Source organism: Corallococcus sp. CA047B (genome assembly GCF_003612065.1).
Taxonomy (GTDB): domain Bacteria; phylum Myxococcota; class Myxococcia; order Myxococcales; family Myxococcaceae; genus Corallococcus; species Corallococcus praedator.
This window is the reverse complement of the sequence record NZ_RAWD01000099.1, coordinates 1-16,087: the sequence shown is the minus strand read 5'-3', so window position 1 is coordinate 16,087 and position 16,087 is coordinate 1. Positions and strand designations below refer to the sequence as shown.

Below are 16,087 nucleotides of genomic sequence, written 5' to 3'. Positions count from 1 at the left end.
GCTAGTTCGCCTCGACCGGCGTGGAGGTGAGGGACCCCAGCTCACCTGGAGACGGCTGGGCCTTGGCGCAGCGCCACGTCACCTGTTGCGGCATCGCGATGCCCAGCGTCACGACGCTGATGAGCGCGAAGCCCAGGTTGGTGCTCTGGGTCACCTCCGCGAGCGCCTGGCCCTGACAGTTGTCGACCCGTGGCCTCTCCTGGACGAGCCCCCAGGCCAGTGACCAGAGGACCTCGCCCTCGGGCTCCGTCGCCGGGGCCCCCGCATGGCCGGGCGCCTGGACGCGATAGTGGGCACAGGCCGACGCCAGTGTCAGACACAGCACCGTGGCCAGCCGCCACGAACCGAACATGGATTGCATGCCCCCCCACTTTCAGGACGGAGGGTAGACCACCACCTGGGAGCCTCAATCGCTCGCGCGGGAGGTGGGAGTGATGGGATCTGGATGGGGCGAAACGGCTCAGCGTGCGTATCGCTCGCGGCGCAGCGGGCGCCACTGGTAGGCGCACTCGTTGAGGTGCAGCACCGAGTCGAGCCGCGCTCCCGGGGCGAGGGGGCCCTCCTGGAGGTATTCGCAATACCACTGCACCGGGGTGGCGAACCGTGCGTTCCAGGGCGCACGGTCGATGGTCAGCACATAGACGAACCCGTCGGCCACGCCGAACGCGTCGTAGCACTCGACCAGCGGCTCATGGAGCGCGTCCAGGTCCGTCCACACGCTGCCCTCGGGAGGCTGCGTCCGGGCCTTCGTATCGAAGACGCCCACCAGCTTCCCCCCGGGGAAGGCGGGCTCCGGGTCCACCCCCACCGTGAGCAGGTCGCCCTCGCGCGCCATCACCATCCGGGCTTCGCCAAACTCATGGAACTTGAACTCCTTGAGCGCGTTTCCCACGCCGCGCATCACGGGGTCGCTTGTCTCGCTGCGCACGAAGTAGCCACCGCGTCGCCAGTTGCCGTTCGCGTTGCGGTAGCGCACCGCGGCCCGGTAGCTCACCTGGTAGAAGCAGACGCCCATGAGTGGCATCAGGCCTCGCGGTCGCATGTCTCGCAGCGAGGACATCAGCACCTGCACCCAGGCCGTGCCGTGGAAGACCTCCGGCTCCAGGGGCGCGGGCAGCAGGCGCGCGAGGCGGTCCGGGTCCACCGCGTAGTTGATGGAGACGGCTTCCACCCAGTGCGTCTGCACCTGCGTGAGCCAGGGCACGGAAGGACACTCCTCCATGCCGTCGGAGCTTGGACTGGGGTCCTGGGCCCGTTCGAGCGCGGCGTGCGCTTCCCGCAGCGCCTCGTGTCCGGAGGGCGTCAGCACCCACGCCCCTCGCGAGGCCTGCGCCCATCCCGACGCGACGAGCTTCCGCAGCAGCGCGGCGGGCTCCGCGACGCCGGCGTCCTCCAGGCGTGCCGTCAGCGCCCGCTCCGTGAGCCCGAGCGGTTCCAGGGCCAGCGCCACCAGGGCCGCGAGTGTCTCCGGGCTCATACCAGCCGGGGCCCTGCGTCCCCCGAGGCCAGTCGTCGGCTCCGGGCGCGGTGGAGCGCGAGCCCCGAGCTGAACTGGACGAGGAACCAGAGCCCGCCCAGCACTCCGAACGCGTGGGACTCCAGGCGCGCCATCCCCAGGGCGACCAGCGAGAAGAGCAGGGCCATCCCGTACCAGACGCGGCCCATCAGCGCGCCCATGGACGCGAAGGACATGGCGAACAGGACGCACGCCACCGCGGGCACGAAGAGCCGGTCCAACCCGAGCAGCAGGTTGAGCAGCGCCACCAGCACCAGCCCCCCGATGAAGGTGGTCCAGATGGCCCAGATCTGCCGTTCGATGAACGAGCGCACCCCGGCCGTCTGGCCGCGCTTCATCGCGAAGATGCTGACGAAGTTGAGGAGCAGCAGCACGCCCCAGAGCAGCACGAAGGGCCCCGGGCCGCGATGGCCCGCTTCCCAGAGCCAGTCCGTGGCCAGGAAGCCCCCTCCGTTGGTGAAGGCGTGGATCATCCAGATGGCGCCCCAGTTCTGGAGCGCGGTGTCGTCGCGGGCCTGCGCGACGACCCGGCGCATGAGTTCAAGGGCCTGGGTGGCTTCGGTGCGATTCATCGCCCGGGAGGCTACTGCTTTTGCGCGACGCGCACCCGGCCCACCTCAGCTTCGGGTCGGCTTCAGCTTCCGGCGCAGCCAGGCCTCGCCGCTCACCAGCCCGATGCCCGCCAGCACCAGCGTCGCACCCCAGACGAAGCCCAGCGTCAGCGGCTCCTTGAGGATGAGCACGCCCAGCGACACGCCGAACAGCGGCGTCATGAAGGAGAACACGGCCAGGTTGGACGCGAGGTAGCGGCGCAGCAGCCAGAACCAGGCGAGGTAGCTGGCGAAGGACACGCCGATGCCCTGGAACAGCACGCTGCCCACCGCCAGGGGCGTCAGGTTGACGCGCGTCGCCTGACCCGTGGCGAACGCCACGCCCAGCAGCAGCACGAAACAGAGGGCCAGTTGGTAGAATAGCGTCAGGCTTGGCGGCGCTTCGGAGAGGCGCGAGCCGCGCACCACCACCGTCGTGAGGCCCCATGCGAGGCCCGCGCCCACCGCGAGCGCATCGCCCAGCAACATGCGCGCGTCGAAGTGCGTGTGCGTCGCCCCTCCGGCGAACGCCACGGCGATGCCGCCGAAGCACACGGCGATGCCCAGCCACTGCAGCGGCCGCAGCTTTTCACCGGGCAGCAGCAGGTGCAGTCCGAGCGCGGAGAAGACGGGCGCGGTGTAGAGGAACACCGCGACGTGGCCCGCGCTGGTGTACGTGAGGGCCAGCGCGATGAGCAGGAACTCCGCGCTGAAGAGCAGGCCTGCGAGCAGTCCTCCCCGCAGGGTCCCCTGACGCAGGCCCTCCCAGCCTCCCCGCCACGTCATGAGCAGCCCCACGAGCAGCGCCGCCACCCCCGAGCGCAGCGATGCCTGGAGGATGGGCGCGATGTCGTGCGCGGCCAGCTTGATGGCCACCTGCTGAATGCCCCAGAGGGCGCACAGCAACAACATCACCTGGAAGCTGAACGCGTCAGCGTTGCGACGCAGGCTCATGGGCGCACTGCCGCCGGGTGGAGTGACGAGACGAAGATGACAGGACGGAGGGCGTGCGCGATGTGGGACATGGTGGGGTGTCCGGGGGCGGACCTGCCCTTGATTAACCGTTACCGCCTTGCGGGGACAGCACATCGCTCCCGACCGCATGAATCGTTACCAACCCGGAGCCGAGCCGAAGCCACAGGAGGGGCGTGCGGCACGGCAAGGTCTGGCCAGGCAGGAGGAAGGGCAGGCGGACGTTCACCTCGAAGGCCGGACACCTCCGCCCGTGCGTCCGGGCCTGCAATAAGTGCAGCCCGACCTACGAATAACCGTCCGGTCTACGCGCCGCGCAGGTCCACGCTCCGCACGAACCCGGGCTTGCGCCGCGCGTGCGAGGCCTGCTCGTAGGCGTAGGCGAGCTTGAACAGCACGGGCTCGCTCCAGGCGCGGCCAATGAAAGACACTCCCACCGGCAGCCCGTGGACATCGCCCGCGGGCACCGTGATGCTCGGGTAGCCGGACACCGCTGCGGGCGTGGAGCTGCTGCCCAACCAGTGGTCACCCAGCACCAGGTCGATGGGGCCCGCCGGTGCCTGCGTCGGGGCCACGAGCGCATCCAGCTTGTGCTTGTTCATCACCGCGTCCACGCCCTCCGCGCGCGAGAACCGGCGGCACGCCGCGAGCGCCTTGCGGTAGGCGGGGTCGGTGAGCGGGCCCTTCTCCCGCGCCTGGAGCAGCAGCTCCTGGCCGAAGTGGGGCATCTCGCGATCGCGGTGCTTCTCATTGAAGGCGATGAGGTCCGCGATCGTGCGAACCGGAGCGCCCTCACCGAGCTGTGCGAGGTAGGCCTCGAGGCCCGCCTTGAACTCGTAGAGCATCACCTCGAGTTCGGGCCCGTCGAGCTTGTCCACGTTGGGCAGGGGCGCGGGGTCCACCAGCACCGCGCCCTGCGCCTTCATCAATTCGAGCGCGCGCTCCACGACCGCGTCGGTGGCCGGGTGGTAGCCGAAGAAGCGCTCGCGCGGCACACCGATGCGCGCGCCCGCGAGCCCCTTCGGATCGAGGAACCGCGTGTAGTCCGCGTGGGCATGGCCTCGACCCGTGGCGGTGACCGCGTCGCGTGGGTCCTCGCCCGCGAGCACGCCCAGCAGCACCGCGGCGTCCGCCACGCTGCGCGTCATGGGGCCCGCGGTGTCCTGCGTCGCGGAGATGGGGATGATGCCCGCGCGGCTCACGAGGCCCACCGTGGGCTTCAGCCCCACCAGCGAGCACGCGGAAGCAGGCGAGACGATGGAGCCGTCCGTCTCGGTGCCCACCGCCACGGCGCAGAAGTTGGCCGCGGTGGCGGCGCCCGAGCCGGAGCTCGAACCGGAGGGGGTCCGGTCCAGCGCGTAGGGGTTGCGGCACAGGCCGCCGCGCGCGCTCCAGCCGCTCATCGAGTGCGTGGAGCGGAAGTTGGCCCACTCGCTGAGGTTGGTCTTGCCCAGGAGGACGGCGCCGGCGGCGCGCAGCCGCTCCACGATGAAGGCGTCGCGCGGAGCCACGGCGCCCACCAGCGCGAGCGAGCCCGCGGTGGTCTGCATCCGGTCCGCCGTGGCGATGTTGTCCTTGAGGAGCACGGGGATGCCGTGCAGCGGCCCGCGTGAGCCCTTCGCCTTGCGCTCGGTGTCCAGCGCTTCGGCCATCGCGAGCGCGTCGGGGTTGAGCTCGATGACGGAGCACAGCGGCAAGTCCCCCGTGCGGTCGAGCGCGCGGATACGATTGAGATAGGCCTCCGTCAGCCCGCGCGCGGTGTGCTTGCCGGACTCAAGGCCCGCCCGCAGCTGTGCGACCGTCGCCTCTTCGAGCGCGAAGGTCCCGGCCGCGGCGGAGGCCGTCGAGGTGGCGGGCGGCGACTCCGCGTGCGCCTCCCGGGCGGTCAGCGCCCCGGTGACGGCCGCGGCGGCCCCGAGGAGCGTGCGGCGGGAGAGGCCAGTCGGGTTGACGTTGGAGGGAGCGGTCTTCTTCGTCATGGAGCGGGCACGCAGGGTGGGAAGGGGGCTCCAAGTGGACCAGATGCCCCCTCTGGGAGGAAGGGGGGACGCGGGGCCTCACCGAGCCCGGGGGCCCCAATAGAATCCCGTACCGTCGAGGGTGGCGCTCCACAGCTCGTCCGACGACAGCCCTTCGAGGGTCGTGAAGCCCTGGGTGCCGAAGCGGAAATCCCCCCACGTCTCCCCGTCGAAGCGAACGATGTCGTCCGTGGCCAGGACCGCGATGACGGCGCCCTGTCCGAAGGCCACCACGTCGATGATGTCGGGCGAGACGCCACCGTCCACGAAGATGGGGTAGGGGGGCTTCGTGCTCCAGGTGCCCGCCGCTCGCTCCAGGAGCAGTCCCTGGTCTCCGGTCGCGTAGGCGAGGCCCGGCGCCACGACGTGAACGGCGTGCAGGGCGAGCTGTCCTCCGGCGGGCGGCGGCAGCGCCTCTCGCAGCCACGGGCCTCCGTCCGCGTTGACGTGGTACGCGACGGGCACCTCGCCCGTCTGCCCCACGGTGATGAGTGTTCGCGGGTCGAGACCGTGGATGGCGCGGAGGTCCGCGTTCACGCGCTCCACCCGCACCGGCTCCGCCGGGTAGTCCCAGCGGAGGATGTCCCCGGCCTCGTTCACCGCGTAGAGCGTCGTGCCTCCATCCGCCTCGAAGCCCACGAGGTCCTGGATGGCCGCGCCGCCTCCGTCGAAGGACGTCAGCGCGCAGGGCTCCCCGGCGGCCAGCGTCCGCGTGGCGAGCCGTCCCTCCCAGGAGCCCATGAACACACGCCCGTCGCTCGGCCGTGCCCACGCGGTGGACCACGCTCCGTGGCAATCGGTGAATGGCTCGACGTTGAAGCCACCGTCGGTCTCCCGGCGGACGTGGGCGACGACGTCGTTGCTGTCGCTCACGAACCAGGCCTGGTTGCGCGCGTGGGGCGCCACGTCCCGGAAGCTCGCTCCCGGGAGGGTCTCGGTCGTCTTCCAATCGATGCCATCACAGACGGGCGCCGGGTCCTCCCGGCCGTCACAGTTGTTGTCCAGGAAGTCGCAGCGCTCCTCCACGCCCGGGGAAACGGAGGCGGAGCGGTCATCACAGTCCGTGCCCCGGGTGGCGGTGCTCACGTAGCCATCACCATCGTCATCCCGCGCGCTCAACTCCAGCTCGACCGTGGCGGTTCCCTCCTCGGGAACAACCCCCTGCGCCGACGCGGTGGCCACCTCCTGTCCCGAGCACGAGCGCTCGCGGGCGGAGGCTGTCACCTTCACGGTGTCACTCCATCCTGCACGGCGAACGAATCCCACCTCCGCCGTCGCCGCTCCCCCAAGCCCGGGCGGCTCCACCGGCAGCTCGAAAGTCCTTGAGGCGTCCTCCGCGTCCACCAGTCGCAGCGTGACGCAGCCCGGACGGAAGCCGTCGTAGGTCAGCAGCACCCGGACCTGGCAGGGGTGGCTCGTGTCGCACCCGCTGGGGCGCTCCTCCTCGAGCTCCTCGATGTCCGGCACCGTGCAGGTGATGCAGAGCAGCCCGAGTCCCACGGCCACGGCGCGCTTCATGGCGAGACCTCCGTCCGCGACGTCGGCGGGTCGTCCGTGAGCAGCCAGACGACGGCGGCTCCGGCGGCGGCGGTGATGGCCGCGCCCAGCAGGACGTTGGCCGCGAGCGCCTGTCCCCGCGCGCTGTCCAGGTGCGCGGTCCGGTCGCTGTAGAAGGCATCGTCGCGCGCGGCGTTTACGTTGCTCCGCGACTGGAGGCCGAAGTATCCGCCGACGCCGCCGAGCACCACGCCCCCTCCCAGCAATGCCAGCGGAAGCACCGGCATGGAGCGCGTGTGTCGCACCTCCGCCTGCGCCCTTGGCGGAACGAGCGCGACCTGCGCGTCCGGCATCGCATTCGGTGCGTCCGAGGGCGGGCGGGGACTGCGTGTCAGCTCCTCCTGCACGGTCCGCTTCACCTCCTCGAAGTCGCGCGACACCTTGGGTGACACCTTCACCGGCAGGCTCGCGTCGGGCAGCAGCGACAGCCCGTTCTTGAACGAGGCCAGGGCCTCTTGACGGCGTCCCAGGTCCGCGAGCACGAGCCCTCGGAAGATGGCTGTCTGGCCCCGCTCCCTGCTGTCGCGCGCCACGGTCTTCGCCGCGTCGAGCTGCTCGAGGGCGTGCTCGTAGTCGAGTTCCTCGTAGGCGTGGGATGCGGCGGACATCCGGGCCTGGAACTCCGGGCCAGCGGAGGCCGCCGGTTGGCTCCAGGCGGGCGACACCAGCATCAGCGCGAGGCCGAGCACGATTCGCAGGTCCATGGGCGCGGAAGATACCATCGGGCCACCGGACCGCCTTGCAGCGCTGTTTTGACCGCACCGTGGGGTTGTCAGTTGATGCTTTCAGGACAGGGCGCTTCTGTTGTCGCCGGAGAAGTACACCCCGCAGGCAGCGGGAATCCTGGCTCGCGGCTCCTGTCCGGGCAGCCTTCAGGCGAGCCCCGCTCTGTCATTGCACCCGGGGTGCCTCCATGTGATAGCCGCGCCCCCAACCTGGAGGCGTGATGTCGAGATGGATTGCCTGGCTGTCCCCGTGTCTTGGCTTGCTGGTGTCTGGCTGCATGTCATTGGAGGTGGATGACGCGCGGGATCCGGAGGTTCAACAGCAGGCCCTGGCCGGCACGCAGGTCATCGACTACTCCTCCGCGAGCACGCTGGCGAACACGGATGCGTCCGGCAAGAGCGGCGGCATGACCGTGCTCAAGACGAACAGCGCTGCGTGCACGGTCGGCGCCTACGCGGATTGCTACGCGAACTACATCGAATTCAGCGCGACCTACACGGGCTACCTGAGCTTCAATCTCTCAAGCCTCACCCAGGCCGCGCCAACCCCTGCTCAAATCACCCAGCTCCAGTTGCTGACGAAGTACCAGGGGCCAGGGGCCTCCACGTCCTACTACCAGTGGCAGCTCTACCGGTTCACGACCTCGAGCTGGGTGAACATCGCCAACTCGCAGGGGCGCGGTGACTGGGTGTGGACCCCGGCCCTGACGCTCACGCTCCCGGGCACCGAGGCGGCCTCCAACTTCGTCTCGGGCACTGGCGAGATTCGCGCGCGGCTCATCAAGGGCGCGGGGACGGATGCGGCGCAGCTCGACAGCCTCCGCCTCCAGGTGTCCTGGGACATCCCCACGACGTGCACCGCCGAAACCAACGCGGCCTTCTGCACGCGGCTGGGCACGAACTGCGGGCAGGTGAGTGGCACCGACAACTGCGGTCAGGCGCGCACGGTCTCCAGCTGTGGCAGCTGCCAGAGCCCGGCGACGTGTGGCGGCGGCGGAACCGCGAACGTCTGTGGCCAGGGCGGGGCCTGCACCGTGGCGAGCTTCCCCAAGGGCACCACCTGGATGTGGGACCTGGAGAACAACGCGCTTCCCACGAACCTGAATGCCCAGGTCTACGTCGTCGACCTCTTCAACACCTCGACCGCGAAGATCCAGGAGTACAAGAACGCCGGCAAGAAGGTGGTCTGCTACTTCAGCGCCGGAACCTATGAGAACTGGCGGAGCGATGCCAGCCAGTTCCCGCAGGACACCTATTGCAGCCCCGGAGAGGACTGCGCCCAGTCCATCCACATCCTGGGGGACTGGTGCGAGAGCGGCGGCGGCTGTGAGTGGTGGCTGGATCACCGCAAGCCGGCGGTGCGGACGGTGATGACGTCCCGCATGCAGTTGGCGAAGAACAAGGGCTGCGACGCGGTGGAGCCGGACAACATCGACGGCTACTCGCACGATGATGAGATCAGCTGCACCGACCAGGCCTGCTGGAGCCTCACGGCGGCCAATCAGCTCGACTACAACCGCTGGCTGGCCGACACCGCCCATTCCCTGTGTCTGGGCATCGCGCTCAAGAACGACGTCGACCAGATCCCCGCGCTCGCCAGCTCCTTCGACTTCGCCATCAACGAGCAGTGCCAGAAGTACGCCGAGTGTGGCGCGTACAAGACCTGGTTTACGAACCAGAACAAGGCGGTCTTCAATGCCGAGTACGTCGTGGACTCGGGCGACGAGACCACGAATTGGTCTTCGTGCACGGGGACCGGGACGCTCTGCGCCTGCGGCGAGAGTGGATTCGCCCAGGGTGACATGCGCACCCTGGTCTTCAGCACCTCGTCGGTCCGCTACAACAACCTCGCCTTCACCTGCTGGTAGCGCGGCGGGCCGGGGCGGGCTTCCCGCCCCGGCCTCGCACTCGTGTACCTCGCCGACGTGCCGCTGCGCGTCCAGACGCACCCGAACGCCCGCATCGGGGAGCTACTGCCGCACGAGTGGAAGCGCTTGCGCGCCGCCGACGCTTCCTGACGCCACCCGCGCCGACCATGGTACTCGTCCGCATTCAAGCGATCCGGCACGTCGTTGGCCGGACGGTTACCCATCCCCGGCGAAGCTTGCCGGGAGGTGGAAATGAAGCAGCCCCGGCCCCACACAGGCGCCGTTGTGCCTATCCCAATTTCGGTCGCTGCGTCATAGGTGCGTCAAGGCCACTTCCGGCAGCGCGTCAAGGCCGGTGAGCGAGGCGCGCGGTCGTCGTTCAGTCTGGCCAGCGACTCGCGAGGCAGGCTCCTGGAATGAGGCAGAGCCCACCAAGTGATGGGCCCTCTCTCCACCACGATGGCACGATTGCCACCGACAGGTCCGACATCATGAAGGCCACAACGAGCACTGGCTGATGAAACGCCGCAGCTTCCTCTCGCCGCAACAGGCCCGACGAAAGCTGGTGCAGTCCGGGCGAGCGGCCTGATTACGACCAACTCGGTGTCGCATCAATCCGGTGCGGTACACCGCCCAGCAACAAGGCCACGACCAGCACGCCACTAACGAGCCATTTCAGGATGCGCCCGAGAACCACTCCTCTTCGACCGCCACTGGGAAGGCGCTGTGCTAGGGCGTGTCCGCAAACTAGAGCCAGAGGCGGATGGAGGCGAGATGCACCATCGCCAGGTAGTTGGCGGCGCGCTTCTCGTACCGCGTCGCCACGCGGCGGCACTGCTTGAGGCGGTTGAAGAGACACTCCACGCGGCAGCGCTTGCGGTAAGCCGCGCTGCGAAAAGAGCGCTGCCGCTGCTGGTTTGAGCGCGTGGGGATGATGGGCTGCACGCCGTGCCGCAGGAGGTAGGCGCGGACCGTCGTGTAGCTGTAGCCCTTGTCTCCCGCGAGGGCGTCCGGAAGCCTGCGCGGCGCCCCGGGCAAGTGCGCCTTGGGCACGCTGCCGCCCTCCATGAGGGCTTCGAAGCCGATGGTCTCGCTCCGCTGGCCTGCCGTCAGTGCAAAGACGAGTGGCTGTCCTCGCCCTTCGGCCCGGACGTGGACCTTCGTCGAGAAACCGCCTTGGCTGCGGCCAAGCGCTTCGGCTTCCCCCCTTTATGCGGCGTGCCGCGGGCACGGGCCGCATGCTGGTGCGCACGCACCACACTCGAATCCACGTAGTGCAGCGTCCAGTCGAGCCTGCCGTCCTCGTTCGCTTCGGCCTGAAGCGCACGCAGCACGCGCGCCCAGATGCCCGCCTGCTCCTAGCGGTAGAACTGGCTGGTGAGCGTCTTCCACCTGCCGAACCGTCCCTCGGGTACGTCGCGCCACGGCGTCCCCGTGCGCAGGGCGAAGAGGATGCCCTCCACCACCGTGCGATGACTCTTGTTGGGCCGGCCCACAGCCGGCCGCTCGGGGGGAAGCAGCGGAGCCAGGTGCTCCCACTGCGCGCTCGTCAGTTCTGGGCGGTCCATGCTCGTTCAACACACGGACCCGCCTCGCTTAGTTTGCAGACACGCCCTAGCCTCCCGGCCGGACCGCGGTGTCCCGTCACCCCTGTACTGGCGCTCGAAAAGGCGCAAACTCCCCACTGGACGGCCACCACGGTGCAGCCCGAGCCCGGGCACGTGTCACTCCAGGTGCTCGAGGCACAGGGTGCGAAGGGTGTTCCGGGCCGGGCCGACCGCGAGCGACAGGCCAACTGCGCAGCCAGCCTACTGCCGCCCGCCGCAGCCTCATTGGCTCGAATCAGGCTCCCTCACAGGTACAGGGGGTATGTCCGGCTAAGCATTTCTTGCGATGCCACTCTTCCACCATTCACTGATTGGCCCGGAGCTCCCGGGAACCTGCGAGGCGCCCCGAGCGGAGATCAGCGTGGATGATGCTGCTGGATGAGCTTCGCGAATCGCCGCAGACCGATTGCGTCGGCAGCGGACGGCGACACGGCGTTCGCGAGCGTGAGCATCCTGAGCAGCCCTCCGCCCATGATGTGGGCCCGACGTCGCTGGCGGATGGTGGCGAGGATCTCGCGCGCGACCACGTCGGGCTCGCAGAGGGCGACGCCCATCTTGCGCCACATGTCGAAATACGGGGACTCCGACTCTGTGTTGGAGGGCACAGGCCCGAAGAACGAAAGCACCACGTCGGTCCCGGCAAGCTCGCGGTTGGCGCCTTGCACGTAGCTCGCCAGCGCGCCGCGGGTCGCCGCGTAGGCGCTCATGAACGGCAGCGCCACCCGGCCGTCCATGGCGCCGCCGAGGTGGACGACCACTCCGCCGCCGGCTTGCTTGCGCAACCCCGGCAGGAATGCCTGGGTCACGAAGATGGGTCCCTTCACGTTGACCGAGAGCAGCGCGTCGACGTCGGCCAGCGTGTAGTCCTCAATTGCCTTGCGTGGCGAGATGCCCGCGAGGTTCACCACCGCATCGACCCGGCCGAGGTGCTCGAAGGCCGCCGCCGCCAGCTTCTCGAGGCTCGCCGGATCGGTGACGTCCGCGCGCAGGTAAATCGCCGAACCGTCGCTCCGGCCGGTCAGCTCCGCGGCGTCGTGCTCGCGCCGCGCCGCGAGCACGATCCGGAAGCCCTCGGCCGCGAGGAGTCTGGCAAGGGCGTGACCGAGTCCTCCGGTCGCCCCGATGAGAACGGCGGTGGGCGCATCCATGCCCTGCCTTGCTTCGGCGCGGTCGGTTCCGGTAGCGCCACCGGTAATCACAGGGGGCTTTCCATTCAGTCCAGTCATTTCGTGTTCCTTTCGATGAATACCGGTTACTATTAAAGTATCTATTGAGAGCAAAAAAAAACTAGCCGGACCTGGCCCTGATTCTCGACACCACGTCCGCCAATGTCGTCTGCCTCAGATCCCTACGGACGGCCTCCTGAGTGCCAACCAGCACGTCGCTCATGACTTCCTTGATGTTACAGCTCACGACACACTCCTTCGTTTTGGGATAGGCATGGATGGCAAAAGCATCTGGAGGGTTTACCGCAGAGTAGATGTCTAAGAGGGAAATACTCTTTGGGCTTCGTGCCAAGCCATAACCACCCGACTTACCAACAGTCGCCTTAGCCAGCTTCGCCTTCGAGAGTTTAACGAGGATTCTCTTAACAAAAACCGGGTTCGCATTCACGCTGCCTGCGAGAATTTCCGACGTGAAAACTCCATCGTGATGTGCGATTGCCGCCATTACGTGGACGGCGATCGAAAATTGAGTGTTTACGGAGGCCATTTATGGATACTATGTTGGTATCCATATCTGGATGCAAGAGCAAAGTAACCGTCCGGCCAAACGACGGCTTGAGCGCTCGACGCAGTCATGCCTAGAGCGTGTCCGCAAAATAGGTCGAGGGCGCCCGGCGTTGAGGCGGCATGAGCCGGGGAGAACTGACCGACGCGCAATGGAAGAGGCTGGCCGGCCTGCTGCCGCTGCAGCCGCCGGCCAGGGGCCGCCCCAATATGGACCACCGCCTGGTGTTGGACGGCATCTGCTGGGTGCTGCGCACGGGTGTGCCCTGGCGAGAAGTGCCACGGGAGCGCTTCGGGAGTTGGAAGATGCTCAGCAGTCGTTTCTACCGGTGGCAGGAGGCGGGCATCTGGGCGCGAATCCTGCGCCAGTTGCAGGCCGAAGCGCATGAAGACGGGCGGCTGGATTGGACGCTGCACTACGTGGACGCCAGCGTGGTGCGAGCCCACCAGCACGCGGCAGGAGCCCGGGGGACACCGGCCAAAGGGGGAGGCCGAAGCGCTCGGGCGCAGCCAGGGAGGTTTCTCGACCAAGCTCCACGTCCGGGCCGAGGGCCGAGGCCGCCCCCTCGTCTTTGCGCTGACGGCGGGCCAGCGACACGAGACGCAGTCCTTCCCCGCCCTGATGGCGGGCGGAAGCGTCCCGCGTGCGCATACGCCGGGGGCGCCGCGCCGACTGCCGGATGCCCTCGTAGGGGACAGGGGCTACAGCTACAACAGCCTGCGCGACTGGTGTCGTGAGCACCGCGTGCAGGCGGTCATCCCTACTCGCTCCGACCAGCGGCGCCTTCGTTCCTTCCGCCACGCGGCCTACCGCAAGCGCTGCCGCGTGGAGTGTCTCTTCAATCGCTTGAAGCAGAACCGGCGGGTGGCGACGCGCTACGAGAAGCGCGCCGCCAACTACCTCGCGATGGTCCTCATCGCCTCTATCCGCCTCTGGCTCTCGTTTGCGGACACGCTCTAGCCCAGAGGCACCGACAACAGCTCCCGCTGACACGTCACGTAGAGCGTCCGGTCGTGCACCAGCAGGCCGCCCAGGTCGGCGTGGCCGACGTCGTGCACGGCGAGGCACTCGGTAGAGTCGAGCGACCAGACGCGCACGGTGCCATCGGAGCTCCCGGTGCACAGCAGCCCGCGCGAGGGCTCCACCGCGACGAAGTCCACCCAGTGCGCGTGGCCGTGCCATTGCCGCACGACGCGGCCGGTGCGGCTGTGGAACATGCGGGCCACGAAGTCCCAGGACCCGCAGAGGAGGTGCTCTCCGTCGGGGTGCCAGGCCAGCGCCCGGAGGGTGTTCGACGGGCGGTTCCACACGATGCCGAGCTGCTCCTTGCGCTCGGCGCCGAGGGGCTCATGGCGCGCGGTGGCCATGCGCAGGTGGAAGAGGGCGCGGACGTCGAGCGTGAGGCCTTCGAGCAGGTGCACGGCGCCGTTGCTTCCGCCCACGGCGACGAGGCCCCGGGCAGGCGAATGCGCGAGCGCGTAGAGCGGTCCGGTCTCCAGCGTGCGCAGGTTCTCGCCCGTCCATGCGTCCCACAGCCGCGTGCTGCTGTCGGCGCTGATGGAGACGACGCGGTCCTCGCTGACGACCGCGGCGGCCTGGACCTCCTCTCCGTGGCCCTCGAAGGTCTGCACGCGTCGCCAGTCCTTGGAGTCCCAGACGGCCAGGCCGCGGATCTCGTGCGCCTCGAGCACGCGGCCCAGCTCGGCTTCACCCGCCAGCCGGAACCAGGGCTCTCCATTCCGACAGATGGCGTCCGTCTTCAGGACCCGCGTGCACTCACCGGTCGCCAGGCTCCAGAGGAAGATGCGCCCGCGCCCGTTCGCGGCGATGTGACGCCCGTCGGGCCACAGCATCGGCGCCCCGAGCGGATCTCCGTAGGGTTCGCCCGCATCGAGCCACTGGGGATAACGGCGCCACATCGCTTCAGTCTAGGACGTGTCCGCAAACGAGAGCCAGAGACGAATGGAGGCGATGAGAACCATCGCCAGGTAGTTGGCGGCGCGCTTCTCGTAACGCGTCGCCACGCGCCTGCTCTGCTTCAGGCGATTGAAGAGACACTCCACGCGGCGACGCTTGCGGTAGTCCGCGTGGCGGAAGGAGCGCAGGCGGGGCTGGTTGGAGCGGGTGGGGATGACAGCCTGCACGCGGTGCTCACGACACCACGCGCGCCTGCCCTTGGACAACAACCGCAGCGAAGCCGCCCTGCGCAAGGCCGCCCTGGGCAGGAAGAACTTTCTCTTCGTCGGCCACGAGGCCGCAGGGGAGAACCTCGCTCCGGCACGTCGTTGGCCGGACGGTTACGGCCGTCCGCGACTACCTGCCTGCGGGCACGAGGCCGTAGAGGGTGGTGATCTCCCGGGAGCGCGCGGCGTGCAGGGGGTCCTCCTTGTCCTTCGCCTTGGAGTGCCGCGCCGGGGTGGACTTTCGCCACGCCACCGTCAGGCCGCAGCGCGCGAACTGCTCCTCGAGCCACTCGGGCGGACGCAGGCCCAGCAGCACCGCGAGGTCCGACAGGATGAGCAATCCCTCTCCCCCCGGGTTGAGCGCGGCGGGGAGTCCTTCGAGGAAGCGCCGCAGGAACTGGCTGTCCTCGTCGAACACCGCTCGGTCCACGCGGTTCTTGGGCGGCTCCGGAATCCACGGCGGGTTGCAGACGACGAGGTCCGCCTTTCCTTCCGGAAACAGGTCCGCCTCCGTCACCTGGAAGCGCTGCGAGAGGCCGAGTCGCTCCGCGTTCTCCCGTGCGCACGCCACCGCGCGGGAATCGCAGTCGGTGGCCTGCGCGAACGCCGCGCCGCGCTGCAGGAGGAGGAAGGAGAGCACGCCGGTGCCGGTGCCCACGTCGAACACGCGCTTGTCCTTCACGTCCGGCACGGCCGCCAGCAGCTCCACGTAGTCGGTGCGCGTGGGCAGGTAGACGCCGTAGTGCGGATGCAGCAGGCCCTTGAGACCCGGGACGGCCAGGCCCTTGCGCTGCCACTCCGCGGCCCCGAGCATGCCGAGCAGCTGCTTGAGCGGCACGACGGTGAAGTCCGTCGTCGGCTCGCCCCACACCTGCCGGCACGCTGCCGCGACCTCCGGTGCACGCGCGAGGTCCAGGCGGTAGTTCCGGTCGAGCGCGACGACGATGCGCGACAGCGTCGCATGCTCCAACTGCCGCGCGCGGCGCTCGGCCCGGAACGCCTCCAGCGGCGAGCGGGCTTGCGCGGACCGTTCGAGCCGCCGGCCCAGCGCGCCAAGGAGCTGCTTGGCGTTGTGGAAGTCGCCGGTGTAGCGCAGGAACTCGCCCCGGCGGACGCGCTTGAGCGCGGTGTCGGCGCTGAGCGCGTCATCGACGGGTGACAGGCGCGTAGGCGCGGGCTCGTCACTCTCCGAGTGCCAGATGAACGCGGCGTCGGGCGGAAATTCGAAGGGCGCGGCGGCGGCGGGCGCAGGCTTCTTGGGGGCGGCCGCGGAAGAGGGCCTCTTGGAGGCAGCGGGCGCCGGCCTCTTGGGGGCGGCGG

13 protein-coding genes and 3 pseudogenes are annotated in these 16,087 nt (G+C 69.0%); 3 read left to right on the top strand and 13 right to left on the bottom strand.

Translation table 11 applies throughout. From position 1 onward, the window contains the following. Position 1 precedes the first annotated feature (1 nt). The 7 genes from D7X74_RS43020 to D7X74_RS17285 all read right to left on the bottom strand — a co-directional run bounded on the left by D7X74_RS43020 (position 2) and on the right by D7X74_RS17285 (position 7,357). Positions 2-361, bottom strand: a complete 360-nt coding sequence (locus D7X74_RS43020; RefSeq protein WP_158622244.1) for a hypothetical protein — start codon at positions 359-361, stop codon at positions 2-4. Between the two features lie 99 nt (positions 362-460). Further along, positions 461-1,477, bottom strand: a complete 1,017-nt coding sequence (locus D7X74_RS17310) for a DUF2071 domain-containing protein (protein WP_120534073.1) — start codon at positions 1,475-1,477, stop codon at positions 461-463. Next, positions 1,474-2,088, bottom strand: coding sequence for a hypothetical protein (locus D7X74_RS17305; RefSeq protein ID WP_147444374.1), 615 nt, complete (start codon positions 2,086-2,088; stop codon positions 1,474-1,476). The genes D7X74_RS17310 and D7X74_RS17305 overlap by 4 nt, the downstream gene beginning before the upstream one ends. A gap of 45 nt (positions 2,089-2,133) precedes the next feature. Beyond that, positions 2,134-3,060: a DMT family transporter gene (locus tag D7X74_RS17300; RefSeq protein ID WP_120534071.1), complete on the bottom strand. Its 927-nt coding sequence runs from the start codon at positions 3,058-3,060 to the stop codon at positions 2,134-2,136. 323 nt (positions 3,061-3,383) lie between these two features. Further along, the gene (locus tag D7X74_RS17295) at positions 3,384-5,057 is read right to left on the bottom strand and encodes an amidase (protein WP_120534070.1); all 1,674 of its coding nucleotides are present in this window, start codon (positions 5,055-5,057) and stop codon (positions 3,384-3,386) included. A gap of 78 nt (positions 5,058-5,135) precedes the next feature. Further along, positions 5,136-6,614 carry a putative metal-binding motif-containing protein gene (locus D7X74_RS17290; RefSeq protein WP_120534069.1) on the bottom strand — a complete coding sequence of 493 codons (1,479 nt, stop codon included), beginning with the start codon at positions 6,612-6,614 and terminating at the stop codon, positions 5,136-5,138. Beyond that, positions 6,611-7,357 (bottom strand): tetratricopeptide repeat protein, encoded by a 747-nt coding sequence (locus D7X74_RS17285; RefSeq protein ID WP_120534068.1) that lies wholly within the window; start codon positions 7,355-7,357, stop codon positions 6,611-6,613. The genes D7X74_RS17290 and D7X74_RS17285 overlap by 4 nt, the downstream gene beginning before the upstream one ends. A gap of 242 nt (positions 7,358-7,599) precedes the next feature. Here D7X74_RS17285 and D7X74_RS17280 point away from each other — a divergent pair, with 242 nt between their 5' ends. Beyond that, complete coding sequence (locus D7X74_RS17280) at positions 7,600-9,246, top strand: endo alpha-1,4 polygalactosaminidase (RefSeq protein WP_120534067.1); 1,647 nt, start codon at positions 7,600-7,602, stop codon at positions 9,244-9,246. Between the two features lie 747 nt (positions 9,247-9,993). Here D7X74_RS17280 and D7X74_RS17275 read toward each other — a convergent pair. The 3 genes and pseudogenes from D7X74_RS17275 to D7X74_RS17265 all read right to left on the bottom strand — a co-directional run bounded on the left by D7X74_RS17275 (position 9,994) and on the right by D7X74_RS17265 (position 12,566). Continuing rightward, positions 9,994-10,814: pseudogene (locus tag D7X74_RS17275) on the bottom strand (IS5 family transposase). A gap of 395 nt (positions 10,815-11,209) precedes the next feature. Then, positions 11,210-12,001 (bottom strand): SDR family oxidoreductase, encoded by a 792-nt coding sequence (locus tag D7X74_RS17270; protein ID WP_158622243.1) that lies wholly within the window; start codon positions 11,999-12,001, stop codon positions 11,210-11,212. 139 nt (positions 12,002-12,140) lie between these two features. After that, entirely contained in the window at positions 12,141-12,566 is a 426-nt protein-coding gene (locus D7X74_RS17265; RefSeq protein ID WP_120534065.1) for an Rrf2 family transcriptional regulator, read from the bottom strand. 140 nt (positions 12,567-12,706) lie between these two features. Between D7X74_RS17265 and D7X74_RS17260 the strand changes: the two are divergent. Continuing rightward, positions 12,707-13,544: pseudogene (locus tag D7X74_RS17260) on the top strand (IS5 family transposase). On the opposite strand, the gene D7X74_RS17255 reads toward D7X74_RS17260, so the two are convergent. Together D7X74_RS17255 and D7X74_RS17250 are read right to left on the bottom strand one after the other, a co-directional pair. Next, positions 13,541-14,503, bottom strand: a complete 963-nt coding sequence (locus D7X74_RS17255; RefSeq protein WP_233602140.1) for a WD40 repeat domain-containing protein — start codon at positions 14,501-14,503, stop codon at positions 13,541-13,543. The pseudogene D7X74_RS17260 and the gene D7X74_RS17255 overlap by 4 nt on opposite strands. 9 nt (positions 14,504-14,512) lie before the next feature. Further along, a complete protein-coding gene (locus D7X74_RS17250) occupies positions 14,513-14,728 on the bottom strand; it encodes a transposase (protein ID WP_158622242.1) in 216 nt (71 codons plus the stop codon). Positions 14,729-14,753: 25 nt separating this feature from the next. Between D7X74_RS17250 and D7X74_RS17245 the strand changes: the two are divergent. Continuing rightward, positions 14,754-14,858 (top strand): annotated as a pseudogene (locus D7X74_RS17245) (transposase); the annotation flags it as partial. A gap of 39 nt (positions 14,859-14,897) precedes the next feature. Here D7X74_RS17245 and D7X74_RS17240 read toward each other — a convergent pair. Further along, the gene (locus D7X74_RS17240) at positions 14,898-15,968 is read right to left on the bottom strand and encodes a class I SAM-dependent methyltransferase (RefSeq protein ID WP_120534085.1); all 1,071 of its coding nucleotides are present in this window, start codon (positions 15,966-15,968) and stop codon (positions 14,898-14,900) included. Between the last annotated feature and the right edge of the window lie 119 nt (positions 15,969-16,087).